Here is a 14,693-nt window from a genome sequence, read left to right on the forward strand (position 1 = left end):
GTCGCGCTGCGGCCCGGCGACCTCGTGGCGGGACATGCTCGTGGCGGGACGTGCCGGGGCCGGTGGCCGAGGCGGGCGTGCGCCGGGACCGCGAGGCCGAACCCCCGCGGTGTGGACCCGCGGGTGTCGGGCTCGCGGTCCCGGTGACGAGGCCGACGGCGTGCGCGGCGTCAGGTGCGCAGCCACACCGCCGTGTCGCACGGCAGTGTGCCGTCGGGTTCGAGCGGGCCGCTGGACAGCAGGACCTGCTCGTGCGGCGGCAGGTCGGCCGGTGCGTCGGACAGGTTGACCACGCACACCAGGCCGTCCGTCCGGCTGAAGGCCAGAACGCCCTCCGCGGCGGGCAGCCAGGTCATGGGGCCGTCGCCGAAGCCCCCGCCCGCCCGGCGCAGCGCCAGGGCCTCCCGGTACAGCGTGAGCATCGACCCCGGGTCGCCGAGCTGCCGGTCGACGGCGTAGCGGGCCCAGTCGGCGGGCTGCGGCAGCCACGGCTCCGTCGCCGAGCCGAAGCCCCACCAGGGGGCCGTGGCCGTCCACGGCAGCGGTACCCGGCAGCCGTCGCGTCCCGGGTCGGTGCCGCCGGAGCGGAAGTGCATCGGGTCCTGGATGCGGTCCAGGGGGATGTCGGCTTCCGGCAGCCCCAGTTCCTCGCCCTGGTAGAGGTAGACCGAGCCGGGCAGGGCCAACGTCAGCAGGGCGGCGGCGCGTGCCCTGCGCGTGCCGAGCGCCAGGTCGGTCGGGGTGCCGAACGCCTTGGTGGCGAAGTCGAAGCCGGTGTCGGCGCGGCCGTAGCGGGTGACGGTCCGGGTGACGTCGTGGTTGGCGAGGACCCAGGTGGCGGGGGCGCCGACGGGAGCGTGCTCGGCGAGGGTCGCGTCGATGGCGGCGCGCAGGCGGTCCGGTTCCCAGGGGCAGCTGAGGAAGGCGAAGTTGAAGGCGGTGTGCAGTTCGTCGGGACGCAGGTAGCGGGCGAAGCGTTCCGCGTCGGGCAGCCAGACCTCGCCGACGAACACGCCGCCGTACTCGTCGGCGATCGACCGCCAAGAGCGGTAGATGTCGTGGATCTCGTCCTGGTCGATGTACGGGTGGGGGTCGACTCCCTCCTCGAAGTCGGCGAGCGCCGGGTCCTTGACGAGCAGGGCCGCGGAGTCGATGCGCACGCCGGCGACACCCCGGTCGAACCAGAAGCGGAGGATGTCCTCGTGTTCGCGGCGGACGTCGGGGTGGGACCAGTTGAGGTCCGGCTGCTCGGGGGTGAACAGGTGCAGGTACCACTCGCCGTCCGGCACCCGCGTCCAGGTGGTCCCGGAGAACTGCGAGGGCCAGTCGTTGGGCGGGAGTTCGCCGTTCGCGCCCCGGCCGGGCCGGAAGTGGAAGCGCTCCCGCTCCGGGCTGCCGGGGCCGGCGGCGAGGGCGGCGCGGAACCAGGCGTGCTGGTCGGAGACGTGGTTGGGGACGATGTCGACGATGACCCGGATGCCGAGTTCGGCGGCGTCGGCGATCAGCTTCTCGGCGTCGTCCAGGGTGCCGAACGCGGGGTCGATGGTGCGGTAGTCGGCCACGTCGTAGCCGCCGTCGACCAGGGGGGAGGCGTACCAGGGGGTGAACCAGACGGCGTCGATGCCGAGCCCGGCGAGGTAGGGCAGTCTCGCCCGGACGCCCGCGAGGTCCCCGGTGCCGTCGCCGTCGCCGTCGGCGAAACTGCGTGGGTAGACCTGGTAGATGACGGCGTGACGCCACCAGTCGTCGGTGCGGGGCGGAAGAGGGGCTGCCACGGGTGCGGTCCTTTCGGGCAGAGTGGGACTTCGCCGCCGGCCCGGAGGCGGGGCGTCGGACGGGCCGGCGGCGAAGGCTTGGGAGGGGGCGGGGAGCGGGACTGCGGAAGGATCAGCCCTTGAGCCCGCCGGCGGTGAGGCCGCTCATGATGTTGCGCTGGAAGATCAGGAAGATCAGCAGCGTCGGTAGTGAGGCGATGGTGAGCGCGGCGATCAGCACGTTCACCGGTACGCCGTTGGAGAGCGAGTAGATGCCGACGTTCAGGGTCTGCAGGGCCGGGTCGGGCAGGGTGAGCATCGGCCAGAGGAAGTCCTTCCAGACCCCGACGATCGCGAAGATGGAGACCACGCCGAGGATCGGGCGGGAGATCGGCAGCACGATCGACCACAGGGTGCGCATCGGGCTCGCGCCGTCCATCGCGGCGGCGTCCAGCAGTTCCTTGGGGATCGAGTCGAAGAACCGCTTCAGCAGGAAGATGTTGAACGCGTTCGTCACCGACGGCAGCCAGATGGCCCAGGGGGTGTTGAGAAGGTTGCGTTCGACGACGGGCACGTCGAGCACGGTGAGGTACTGGGGGACGACGAGGACGGTCGCGGGGATCATCAGCGTCGCCAGCATCGCGCCGAGGACGGCCTTGCCGAAGACGGGGCGGAGCTTGGACAGGGAGTACGCCGCGGCGACGTCCAGGACGAGCTGGAAGGCCAGGGCGCCGAACGCGTAGTACAGGGTGTTGAACAGCAGTTTGGCCAGGTCCATGACCTCCCAGGCCCTGGAGTAGTTGTCCGGCTCGAAGGAGCCGGGGACGAGCGTGGGCGGGGTCTGGACGACCTCCTGGGTGTCCTTGAAGCCGCTGGAGATCATCCAGTAGAGCGGGCCGAGGAAGACGAGGGTGAAGCCCGCGACGACGACGGCGAACGTGACCCAGTAGACGGCCCTGCCGCGGGGCCTGGCGAGCTGGGCCGGTGAGATGAGCGTGCGTGTGGACATGCGGGGACTCCGGTTCCTACTCGTTCTCGGCGCGGTTGAGCTTGACGTATGCCGCCGAGAACCCGGCGAGGATGACGAGCAGGAGCAGTCCCAGGGCCGCCGCGGCACCGTAGTCGTTGAAGTTGAAGGCGTACTGGTAGATGAGGTAGACGACCGTGGTGGTGGACCCCTCGGGGCCGGCTCCGCCGGTGAGCAGGAAGGGTTCGACGAAGACCTGCATGGTGGAGATGACCTGCATCAGCAGCATCAGGGACAGGATCAGCCGGGTCTGCGGGATGGTCACGTGCCAGATCTTGCGGAGCACTCCGGCCCCGTCCAGCTCCGCCGCCTCGTAGAGCTCGCCGGGGATCCCCTGGAGGGCGGCGAGGTAGATGAGGGCGGCGCCTCCCATGTTCATCCAGGTGGAGGCGATGACGATGGAGAGCATCGAGGTGTCCGGGTCCTGGAGCCACTGCTGCTCGGGCAGGCCGAAGAAGCCGAACAGTTCGTTGAGCAGTCCGTACCCCGGGTCGTAGAGGTACTTGAACAGCAGGACCGACGCGACGGGCGGGAGCATCACCGGCAGGTAGACGAGCAGCCGCAGGTATCCCTTGCCGTGCCGGAACTCGTTGATGACGAGGGCGACGACGAACGGCACGGCGAAGCCGAGGACCAGGGCGAGCACGGTGAACAGCAGGGTGTTGCGCCACGCCTGCCAGAATGCCGGGTCGTCGAAGACGGTGGTGAGGTTGTCCAGCCCCACCCAGCTGGTCTCGCCGTTCTCGGTCTTCTGGAAGGCCAGGAAGAACTCGCGGATCATCGGGTACCACGAGAACACGGCGAAGCAGAGCACCGCGCCGATCAGGAATCCGTGGGCCGTGAGGTTGCGCCGCAGGCTCTTGGCGAAGCGTCCGCCTGGGGGCGCGGGGTCCGCCGTGCGCGGCGGTGTGCGGCGGTGGCTGGCCGCCTTGCTCGGGGTCACGCTGGGGGCCGACATCGTCGCTCCTTGACGCTGGTCTGCCGGGGCGTCGCCCCGGGTGTCACAGGTGTTCTGGTCCGCGCCGCCCCGGGGCAGCGGGGGCGGCGGTGTCCGGCGGGGCGGTCGACGCCCCGCCGGGGTGCGCTCACTGGTGGGCGAGGACCTGGTCGACCTGGCTCTCGGCCGTGTCCAGCAGCTTGTCGATGTCGGCGTCCTCGTTGGTGAGGATCGCGGACATGACGTTGTCGAGGACCTTGTAGACCTCCTGCGCCTTCGGCGGCTCGGCCTTGCCCGGGACCGGGTTGTCCATGAACGTCTTGAAGTTGGCGACCGGCATCGTGGCGTGCTCGACCCGGGCCGCGTCGTCCTTCTTCTTCGACTCGTTCAGCCAGAAGTTGGGCTGGGGCAGACCGACCGGCAGCTTGTCGGTCTTCTTGCGGGCCCAGTCGAACTGCCCCTTGCCGACGGTGAGGTTCTCGAAGTTCAGCCAGGCGACGGCCGCCTTGATCTTGTCGGCGGAGATCCCCTTCTTGATCATGTAGTTGTTGCCGCCGGCCAGGGTGTTCCTCCCGCCGGGGATCGGGCCCATGCCGAAGTTCTCGTAGTCCGCTCCGAGTTGCTGGACCATGTACGTGATGTCGTCGGGGGCGGCGAGGAACATGCCGAGCTTGTCGGTGGCTATCTGCTTCTGGAGGTCGCCCCACTTGAGCAGCTGGGTCTTGCCCATGCTGTCGTCCTCCCAGCGCATGGCGTGGAGGTTCTCGGCGACCTGCCTGCCCAGCTCGTTGTCGAACGCCGCCTTCTTGCCGCTCGCGTCGACGATGTCGCCGCCGAGGCTGTACATCTGGGCGGTGAAGTGCCAGCCGCCGGTGTTGCCGGCGCTGTACTCGCCGAAGCCGGCGATGCCGTCGCCCAGGTCGGCGATCTTCTTTGCGGCGGAGCGGACCTCGTCCCAGGTGCGCGGCGGGGCGTCCGGGTCGAGGCCGGCCTGCTTGAAGAGCTTGCGGTTGATCAGCAGGCCCATCGTGTAGTTGCTGGTGGGCAGGCCGTAGAGCTTGTTCTCGTGCTTGAGCGAGCCGAGGACGTTGGGGTCGATGTCCTTGAGGGCCGGGACGCTTCTGTCGTTGACGTACGCGGTGATGTCCTCGGCGCCGTCGTTGTCCAGCACCTGGGGCAGGTCGGTGAAGTACGTGTAGAAGACGTCGGGCTGCGACTTCGCCTTCAGCATCGCCGTGAAGCGCGGAGGCTCCAGACACTGGCCGGGGGTGGAGCGGCCCTCGATGGTGACGTTCGGGTAGATCTTGTTGAACTCCTCGACGTCCTCCTTCCACTCCTTCAGCTCGGCCGCCTTCGCCGCCGGCGGCATGCAGTCGATGGTGATCGTCACCTTGGTCTTCGGGTCCAGCGGCGCAGCCGGGTCGGAGGACCCACTGTTGCTGCCTTCGGAACCGCCGTCGTCGCTGCTGCTCGTGCCGCAGGCGGCCAGAGCGGTCAGGGTGAGAGCGGAGACGAGCGTGATGACGCCGGCGCGACGCGTACGGCGGAACCGAGCACTTCTCATGGGTGGTCCCCTTCGGGCATGAACGTGGAAGGCGCCCCATCGCCGATGCGTTGTGGGGCGCCGCTCACTCAACCACCACGTACAAGTGAACGCAATATCTCGCGCTGATTTCGTAATTGTTTGACAACCCTTCGGGAGGCCGGGACAGGATCGTCGCCCGACCGGGCAAAACCCCGTCAGGCGCCGGCCACGAGGTCGACGACGGCCGGGGCGGTCGCGGCCCGCAGGCCCGCCGCCTGCGCGGTCGACGCACGAACGACGAGTTCCGGTTCGAACAGCAGCTCGCTGTGGGGCACGTCGCTGCCCTGGATCTGAGAGGCCAGCAGTTCGACCGCGGCGCGCCCCATCGCCTCGATCGGCTGGCGCACCGTGGTCAGCGGCGGCTCGGTGCACGTCATGAAGGCGGAGTCGTCGTACCCCACCACGGACACGTCCTCCGGCACCCGCAGACCCCGCCTGCGGGCCGCCCGGACCGCCCCGAGGGCCAGGGGGTCGCTGGCGCAGACGATGCCCGTCACCCCCTCGCCCAACAGCCGCGAGGCCGCCGCCTGACCGCCCTCCAGGGAGAACATCGACCGCTGCACGAACCCGTCGGCGAGGGAGCCGCCGGCCGCCTCGGCGGCCGCCCTGAGCCTCCGGCGGGAGGGGATGTGGTCGGAGGGGCCGAGCACCAGCCCGATCCGCTCGTGGCCGAGCGAGACGAGATGGCGCCAGGCCTGCTCGGTCGCCACCGCGTCGTCGCACGCGACGCTGGGGAAGTCGAGCCCCTCGATCGCCGCGTTCATCAGGACGACGGGGATGCGGCGCCGGGCCAGCAGCCGGTAGTGCTCGTGCGGCGCGTCCGCCTGCGCGAACAGCCCGCCCGCGAAGATGACGCCGGAGACCTGCTGCTGGAGCAGCAGCTCGACGTAGTCGGCCTCCGAGACGCCCCCCTTCGTCTGGGTGCACAGCACCGGCGTCAGCCCCTGCTGCGCCAGCGCGCCCCCGATCACCTCGGCGAACGCCGGGAAGATCGGGTTCTGCAGCTCGGGCAGCACCAGGCCCACCAGGCGGGCCCGTTCCCCGCGCAGTTGCGTCGGACGTTCGTATCCCAGGACGTCCAGCGCCGTCAGCACCGACTGCCGTGTCGTCTCCGAGACCCCCGGCTTGCCGTTGAGGACCCGGCTGACCGTGGCCTCGCTGACCCCAACCTTCTTCGCCACTTGAGCAAGTCGTCGCGTCATATACGCAAGCGTAGCGCAAACCCCCGCAAGGGTTTGCGCTACGCTGCATCGATCCGTGACAGGACCGGATCGGCTACGGGTTGACGTTGATCTTGAAGGTGGAGGTCGTGTTGCGGACGTCCACCGCGTTGTTCTCGAGCCTCAGCCCGTTGAAGGTGACCTCGCCGACCGCCGGGCCCTGCCCCGACTCGGGCATTTCGTTGGCCCACAGACCGAAGCCGGACTTGGCGTCGTAGGCGTCACCGCTCTTGCGGGCGCCCGTGACGGAGACATCGGTGAAGACCGTGTCCTTGATCGGGAACTGCGGTTGTCCTCCCACGTAGTTGGTCTGGAACATGATGCCGCTGTAGGTCGGATCGACGATGTCGACGTGGTTGACGCGGATGCCCTGGAACACCTTGGACGCCGAGAACACCCAGATGCCCGGGAAGGTCTGGCCGCCCCAGAAGTGCCCGCCGGCCCGTTCGATCGAGATGTTCTCGAAGGTCGTCGGACCGGTCCCGAAGCCGTTCATCGGGTATCCGAAGTCCAGCGACGAGATGGTGATGCCGGAGTACACCAGGGTGTCCGCGATCCGGATGTTGCGGAAGGTGTTGTCGTAGCCGCCGTACACGGCGACACCCGCGGCACGCCAGGTCAGCGTGGTCGTCAGGTTCTCGTACACGTTGTTCTTCATGTCCGCGCCGCCGGCGTCGATCGCCGAGAACAGCGTGAAGCTGTCGTCGCCGGTCGCGCGGGCGTCGTTGTTGGAGACGAGGTTGTCGGTCGAGCCGTTGGTCATGTTGATCCCGTCGGCGAACAGGTTCCGGATCCGCGAGTTCTTGATGGTGATCCGGTCGCTGTTGGCGCCCCAGTAGAGGCAGATCATGTGCTCGTTCCAGATGTTGTCGATCACGATGTCCGACACGCCGGCGAAGTCGAACACCTTGCCCGGTCCGTCGATGCGGGACGTGTAGTTGCCGAAGTAGGCGAAGTTCGCGAACGACGAGCCCTTCGCCGTCGCGTCGGCGCGGAAGCCGATGTCGGTGTTGTCCTGCGTCGAGGGCGCGTGGAACCGGGTGAACCACGGACCGGCGCCGACCACCTTCACGGCCTTGCCGTACACCTGGAACTTGCTGGACGTCCGGTAGTCGCCGGGCGGCAGGTACACCCCGACCAGCTTGCCGGTGGTGTCCATGCGGACCCGGTCCAGCGCGTTCTGCACGTCCTGGTGCGTGAAGCCGGCCGGCACCGCGTAGGCGGCCGGGTCCGGGTTGGGCACCATGGCGGCCTGCTCCAGGTTCACGAAGTCGATGGCGTAGTCCGAGGTGTCCGCGGCGTCCTTCTGGAGCCGGATCCGGCTGCCCGCCGGCACGGTCTCGCCCAGCAGGATGTGCGCCTCGTCGTAGATGTGGCGCGGCGCTCCCGAGCCCGGGGCGTTGCCGGGCGCGGTCTCGGCGCCGTACAGCCAGGCGTACTTCGAGGTGAGCGGCAGCGACTTCTTCTTGACGCCGTCGACGTAGACGCTGATCGTCGCGTCGATGCCGCCGCCGCCGGGTGCGTCCGGGATCGAGAAGCGGGTGACCAGGGTGTTGGTGCTCGCCCGGGTCGTGAACTCGACGTACTGACCGGTGCCGGTCAGGGTGACCGCCTTGCGGCCCGAGGCCTCGCCGGCGAGGTCGCCGACGGTCCGGTTGGGGCCGACGACCCTGGCGCCGCCGCCGAGCGCGCCGTCCTCCGCCTCGTACATGTCGTACGGCATGTCGGCGCCGCGCCCGACGAACAGCGGCTTGACGGAGGTGTTGTTCTCCCGCTTGGCCGGTATCTCCTCGGCGTCGGGGTCGACCACGACCTTGGCGCTGTACGACCCGTCGACCGCCTTCCAGGTGCCGAGGTCGACGGCGCCGGTGGTGGCGCCGGGGGCGATGACGCCGGTGTGCGTGCCGGTCAGGGTCTTGACGGTCGCGCCCTTGCCGTCGGTCAGGGTGAGGGTGATCCGGTGGTCGCCGCCCGCGGAGGCCGCCGTGCCCTGGTTCCTGAGGGCGACGCGGAAGGTGACGTCGTCCCCGGCGGCCGGGGAGGACGGGGAGGTGCTCACGGACGCGGCGACCAGGTCCGAACCGGCGACCGGCTTGACGACCAGGGCGTCCGGGCTGGTGTAGGTGTTGTTGGTCTCGTTCTGCTCGATCACCGCGTCGCCGTCGTCGGCGACGGCGCTCAGCGGGTAGGTGCCCGCCTCGCGGGTGCCGAGGGACGCGGTGACCGTGGTCTGCTCTCCGGCTTCCAGCGCCCCCACCTGGGCGGTGGCCACGGTGGAGTCGCCGAGCCGCACGGCGACCTTGCTGGCCGGCGCGTCGGCCGCTCCGCTGTTGCGGACGGTCGCGGCGACGGTGAGGTCGTCCGACTCGACGGGCGCCGCCGGTGACGTGGTCAGCTTCGTCACCTCCAGGTCCGGGTTGGGCGCGGCGACGCCCATGACCTGGAACTCGGCGATCTGCCCGGCCGTCGCCCCGCTGTTGGCGGTGAAACGCAGCCGCACGTCGGCGGTGCGCCTGCCGACCGGGATCGTGACGGTGTTCCGTCCCGCCTGGTCGAACGCGTACTCCTCGGCGGCGACCAGCGAGGTGAAGCCGGTGTCGCTCTGCCCCCGGCCCTGGACCTCGATGGTCTGGGTGCGGGCGGGCCAGTCGGGGTCGAGGCGCAGCACCAGCCGGTCGACGTCCGCGTCGGCGCCGAGCTTGACGGTGAGGGTGTTCGGGTAACTGCCCGCGCCGCCCTCCCAGTACGTCGCCGTGTCGTTGTCGTTGGCGTTGGCCGCGACGTAGGTGTGGATCACGGAGGACGCCTCGATGGGTTTGCCCACCGCCAGGTCGGAGGCGGCCCCGCTGCCGTTGCGGGTCACCTGGTTGCTGGGCGGCGACTGGTTGCCCGCCTCGTCCTTGGCGCGCACCGTGTAGGTGACGGTCGCGGAGGCCGGCTGGGTGTCCGTCCAGGTGGTCACGTCGCCGGCGACGGAGGCGCGCCGGGTGTTGTTGGCGTAGACGTCGTAGCCGGTGACGGCCTTGTTGTCGGCGGAGGCGTCCCAGGTGAGGCGGATGCGGCCCGCCTCGGACTCGGTGAGGGACAGGTTCGCCGGGGCGGTGGGGGCCTCGGTGTCGCCGTCGTCGGCCGCCCGGGTCACCGTGTTGCTGTCCGGGGACTGGTTGCCGGCCGCGTCCCTGGCCCGCACGAAGTAGCTGACGCGGGTGCCTGCGGGACGGATGTCGGTGTACGTGGTGACGTCGCCGCCGACCGAGGTGAGCAGGTCGCCGTCGGCGTAGACGTCGTAGGCGGTGACGCCGGTGTCGTCGGTGGCCGCGTCCCAGGTCAGGCGGACCTGGCCGGTGCCGGGTTCGGTGAGCGCCAGGTGCGAAGGCGCGGAGGGTGCCCGGGTGTCGCCGGTCGTGGGTCCGTAGACCTCCAGCTCGGAGACCTGGGCGCCGGGCTGGACGCTGTTGGCGGTGACCAGGACGCGCACGTAGCGGGTGGTGGTGGCGTCGAAGGAGATGGTCGTCGAGTTGCCGTCCGCGGGCGCGAACGTGTAGGTGGCGCTCGCGGTCAGGTCGGTGAAGTCCGATCCGTTGCTGCTGCCCTGGATCTTCAGCGTCTGGGTGCGCGGGCCCCAGCCGTCGGGGAGGCGCAGGACGACCCGGTCCACGCGCACCGCGGCGCCGAGGTCGGTCTGCAGCCACTGGGGGAGGACGTTGTTGCGGCTCTCCCAGTAGGTGGCCTTGTTGCCGTCGCCGGCGTTGACCGGGCTGTAGACCTGGGTCTGGCTGCTGGCGGTGAAGGTGCGTCCGCGGGCGAGGTTGACGGAGGACTCCCCCGCCGCGTGCACCTCCAGTTCGGACAACTGGGCTGCCTGCCAGCCGGTGTTGGCGGTGATGACGACCCGGACGAACCGGGTCTGGGTGGCGGGGAAGCCCACCGTGACGGTGTTGCCCGAGCCGGGGTCGAAGGAGTAGGAGGCGGACGCCTTGAGGGTGGTGAAGGAGGTGCCGTCGGCGCTGCCCTGGACCGCCAGGGTCTGGCTGCGGCGCTCCCAGGAGGCGGGCAGCTTGAGGACCACCTCGTCGACGCGGGTGGTGGTGCCGAGGTCCGTCTGGACCCACTGGGGCAGGTCGCTTCCGGCGCTCTGCCAGTAGGTGCCCTGGTCGCCGTCGGTGACGTGGGCGGCGCCGTACTCGCCGTGCGAACTGCTCGCGGCGGTCGGGTCGCCGGCGGCGACGTTCGGACCGCCGGCCGCCGAGGCGACGGTCACCAGGGGGCCGCCCAGGAGCAGGAGGCTGGTGGTCACCACGGCGCACAGGCTCCGTGATGGTCGTCTGCGGGTTCTCATGCGTCCCCGATCTCGGCCCCGCCGCGGGCGGCGGGACACGGCAGTGGGATGGGTGGGGTGAACGGTGCGCCGGCCACGACCGGCGCACCGCGGTGGGACGTGGTCAGCGGCGCGCGGCGGCGGACCCGCCCGCCGAGCCGTTGAACGTGAACTGCGAGCCGGGCTCCTTCACCACGTCACCCTCGGCCGAGTTGGTGATCGTCACGTCGGTCAGGGTGGCGCTGCCGCGCGCCCCGCCCATAGCGAGGATCCCGGAGCCGTTGTTGGACCTGTCGATGGTGACGTTCTCGATCCGGACGTCGGGCATGGCGCCGCCGCCCGTCTTGAACTGGATGCCGTCGTAGGTGGAGTCGTGGATGTCGGTGTCGCGGATCGTGACGCCCGGGATGTCCTGGCCCTGGGCGAACAGGGTGATCGCACCGAACTCCTGGGCCTCGCCCCAGAACGCGCCGCCCGTGCGGTACAGACCGTTGTTGGCGAGCAGCGTCCGGCCGGAGAAGGGCAGGGGGTCGTGGTCGGTGGCGAGCATGATCCCCGGGTAGTTCATGGTGTCGGAGATCAGGTTGTTCTCGACCGAGTTGCCGTGCCCGCCGTAGATCGCGACGCCGTTGGCCCGCCAGGGCAGCTGGATGGTGTTGTTGCGGAAGTGGTTGTCGTGACCGACGTCCACGGAGGTGTCCTTCACGTACTTGTTGGCCCACACGGCGAGCGCGTCGTCGCCGGTGTTGCGGAAGGAGGAGTTGTGGACGGTGGAGTTGCGGGTGCCGTTGGAGAAGTTGACGCCGTCGGCGTAGGTGTTGCGGATGCGCACGCCGGTGAACTCCAGGCCGTCGGCAGGGCCCCACAGCTCGGGGATGTTGGAGTAGTCCCGGCCGACCCAGGCGCCGACGTTGGAGTGTTCGATCCACACGTTGGTGATCTTGGTGTTCTCGCCGAAGCGGCCGTTGAGCGCGACGCCGCCCTCGGCGCCGCCGTCGCCGCCACGGATGGTGCCGGAACCGAAGATCGCGATGTCGGAGATCGTGGTGTTGTCGTCGATGTCGAAGCCGAAGTTGCCCTCGTGCGGGTGGTTGATGCCGCCCGCGTCCTGTGGCTGGATCAGTGAGTACAGCTGGGAGTGCCACATGCCGGCGCCGCGTATCGTGACGTCCCGGATGCCGACCTGGTTGTACTGGCCGCGGTTCTGCGGGTCGTCGGTGAGGATCTTCTTCTCCTGGCGCCACTGGCCCGCCGGGATCCAGACGCAGGGGATCTCGCCGTTCTGGTCCGCCGTGACGGCGCGCTGGAGGGCGTCCGCGTCGTCGAGGCCGTCGTTGGGCACGGCTCCGTACTCGGTGATGGAGACGCACTGGGCGGGTTTGGCGGCCGGAGGAGCGACCTGCTCCAGGTCGACGAGGTCGATGACGTAGAAGGCGGCGTTGTCGCCGGTGTCGCGCTGGAGGCGGAACGTCGTGCCCGCCGGGTAGGTCTCGGTGAGCAGGGCGTGGGACTCGTCGAACAGGCGGCGGGCGTCACCGCCGGGCCGGTTGGTCAGGCCCTCGGGGTCGTCGGTCGTGCCGTAGAGCCAGCTGTGCCTGGACGACAGGGTGAGCTTGCGGACGAACTTCCCGTCCGCGTAGAGGCTGATCGTCGCCTCCTGTCCCCCGCCGCCGGCCGCGTCCGGGATCGAGTTGCGCACGACGACCGAGTTGGACGGTGCGGTGGAGGTGAACTCCACGTACTGTCCGGTCGAGTCGAGCCGGACCGACCGGCGGCCTGAGGACTCGGTGGCGAAGTTGGTGTGCCCGAAGGTCCGCTTGGCGTCGGTCTTCAGCAGGGTGCCGTCGTAACGGCCGTCCTCGGCCTCGTACTCGACGTAGGGCACGGCGGCGCCGCGTCCGACGACGAGGGAGCGGGCGAAGGTGTTGTTGTCCTCGTTGGTCTCCTGGACGACGGAGGTGGCGTCCGCGGTGGCGGTGAGGGTCGCTCCGCCGCTGGTGGCGGTCCAGTCGCCATCGACGGCCACGTGCGCGGTGGCCCCGGCGGCGAGGGCGCCGGTGGTGCCGTCGAGGGTGGTGCCGCCGACGGTGAGCCGGGTGACCGATCCGGCGGGCACGGCGCTCGTGCCCCGGTTGTGCACGGCGACGGTGAAGCCGACCTCGGCTCCGACGGCCGGGCTGGCCGGGTCGGTGGTGATGCCGGTGACCTCGAGGTCCGGGCCGGGGGCCTGGCCGACGACCAGCTTCGAGGCGGCGTTGCGGCTGTTGTTGCTGTTGTCGAGTTCGGCGACGGAGTCGGAGGGGTCGACGACGGCGGAGACGGTGTAGCTGCCCATGGGCCGCTTGCCGACCCGCACCGGCACCTTCGCCGACGCCCCTGGGGAGAGGGCGCCGACGGCGGCGCTCCCGGCGGCCGTGCCCTCGAGGCTGACGTCCACCGTGGTGGCGGGCGACGCGGCGCTGCCGTCGTTGCGGACCGTGGCCTCGGCGGTGACCGCGTCCGACTCGGAGGGTGAGGCGGGCGACCAGGTGAGCGAGGTGACGGTCAGGTCGGGTGCGGGTGCGGCCGCGCCGATGACCTCGAACTCCGCCACCTGTCCCCCACCGGCGCCGGTGTTGCCGGAGAACTCCAGGCGCACGTCCGCGTACCTGCCCGAGACGGGGATGGTCACGGTGTTCTTGTTCCGGTCCGGGCTGAAGGTGTAGTCGGCGCGGTTCTTCAGGGTGGTGAAGCCGGAGGCGCCGGCCGCACGGCCGAGCACGGTGATGCTCTGCGTACGGGGGCCCCAGATCGGGTCGGGGTCGAGTTTGACGACGACGCCGCTCAGGTCCGCGTCCGCACCGAGCCGGGTGGTCAGGGTCGACGGCCGGCCGCTCGCCTCCCAGTAGGTGGAGGTGCTGCCGTCGTTGGCGTTGGCGGCGACGTAGTTCTGGGTCGTCGACGAGGCTTCCATCGGTTTGCGCAGGGCGAGGTTGGTGCCTGCGGGCGGGGTTCCGGGGTCCTCGCCCCCGGTGTCGCCGTGCACCTCCACCTCGGACAACTGGGCGGCGTTCCAGCCCGTGTTGCCGGTCACCTGGACCCGGACGTAGCGGGCCTCCCCCGCGACGCCGACGGTCACGGTGCCCGCGGCGTCCGGGGAGAAGGTCCTCGCGGCACCCGCCGAGAGGGTGGAGAACGCCTGGCCGTCGGTGCTGCCCTGGATGCTGACGGTCTCGGTGCGGGACTCCCAGGAGGCGGGGAGTTTCAGCACCACGTCGTCGATCTCGGTCCTGGTCCCGAGGTCGATCTGCACCCACTGGGGGAACGAGCCCGCGGGGCCCTCCCAGTACGAGGCCTGGCTGCCGTCGGTGACGTTGCTCGCCGGGTAGCCGCCGTGGGCCCCGCCCGCCGTCACCGGTCGGCCCAGTGCGAGGTTCGGTCCCTCCGCGGCGGCCGCGTGGGCCGCCACGGGGATCATGCCCGCCGTGAGCAGACCCGCCGTCGCAAGGCCGACGGAGACCCGTCGGCCCGTCTGTCTTCCTCTCATGAGGCTCTCTCGTTCCCTTCCTCTGAGTGCCCGGACACACCCGTCCCCGTCCGTCGCCGGCCGCTCGCCGGGGCGCGGCAGCGCCGTGTGACGGTGAGCGGCGGGGCGGGGCGTGAGGGACCGGTGCGCCTGGTGGGCGGTTGGGTGGTCAGCAGGCCCAGAAGGAGCCGAGGTGAAGTCGAGCCTGCCCAAATCCAAAAGTTGAGTGATTTAGTCAATCTTTTGCAGCGCTGAGGTGACAGGTTTCTACCGTGTATCGACTTTGTCAACGGCTCGGGACGGTCCGGTACATGGGCTCCGGAGCTCCCGCTCGCGTCCGCGCATAC

The 14,693-nt window shown here is 70.2% G+C and carries 7 protein-coding genes; all 7 read right to left on the reverse strand.

What is annotated here, in order from left to right; translation table 11 throughout:
• Positions 1 to 170: 170 nt before the first annotated feature.
• A complete protein-coding gene (locus tag JHAT_RS22550) occupies positions 171 to 1,775 on the reverse strand; it encodes a glycoside hydrolase family 13 protein (RefSeq protein WP_077800062.1) in 1,605 nt (534 codons plus the stop codon).
• Between the two features lie 112 nt (positions 1,776 to 1,887).
• Positions 1,888 to 2,763: a carbohydrate ABC transporter permease gene (locus tag JHAT_RS22555; protein ID WP_077800063.1), complete on the reverse strand. Its 876-nt coding sequence runs from the start codon at positions 2,761 to 2,763 to the stop codon at positions 1,888 to 1,890.
• A gap of 16 nt (positions 2,764 to 2,779) precedes the next feature.
• Positions 2,780 to 3,739 (reverse strand): carbohydrate ABC transporter permease, encoded by a 960-nt coding sequence (locus tag JHAT_RS22560; protein ID WP_077800064.1) that lies wholly within the window; start codon positions 3,737 to 3,739, stop codon positions 2,780 to 2,782.
• Positions 3,740 to 3,866: 127 nt separating this feature from the next.
• Entirely contained in the window at positions 3,867 to 5,282 is a 1,416-nt protein-coding gene (locus tag JHAT_RS22565) for an extracellular solute-binding protein (protein WP_077800065.1), read from the reverse strand.
• A 176-nt stretch (positions 5,283 to 5,458) separates the two neighbouring features.
• Positions 5,459 to 6,505 carry a LacI family DNA-binding transcriptional regulator gene (locus JHAT_RS22570; protein ID WP_077800066.1) on the reverse strand — a complete coding sequence of 349 codons (1,047 nt, stop codon included), beginning with the start codon at positions 6,503 to 6,505 and terminating at the stop codon, positions 5,459 to 5,461.
• 73 nt (positions 6,506 to 6,578) lie between these two features.
• The gene (locus JHAT_RS22575) at positions 6,579 to 10,862 is read right to left on the reverse strand and encodes a discoidin domain-containing protein (RefSeq protein ID WP_077800067.1); all 4,284 of its coding nucleotides are present in this window, start codon (positions 10,860 to 10,862) and stop codon (positions 6,579 to 6,581) included.
• A 103-nt stretch (positions 10,863 to 10,965) separates the two neighbouring features.
• Positions 10,966 to 14,367, reverse strand: a complete 3,402-nt coding sequence (locus JHAT_RS22580) for a CARDB domain-containing protein (protein WP_077800068.1) — start codon at positions 14,365 to 14,367, stop codon at positions 10,966 to 10,968.
• Positions 14,368 to 14,693: the final 326 nt, after the last annotated feature.

The sequence above is a fragment of the Streptomyces sp. JHA26 genome, from assembly GCF_002005565.1.
Classification (GTDB): domain Bacteria; phylum Actinomycetota; class Actinomycetes; order Streptomycetales; family Streptomycetaceae; genus Streptomyces.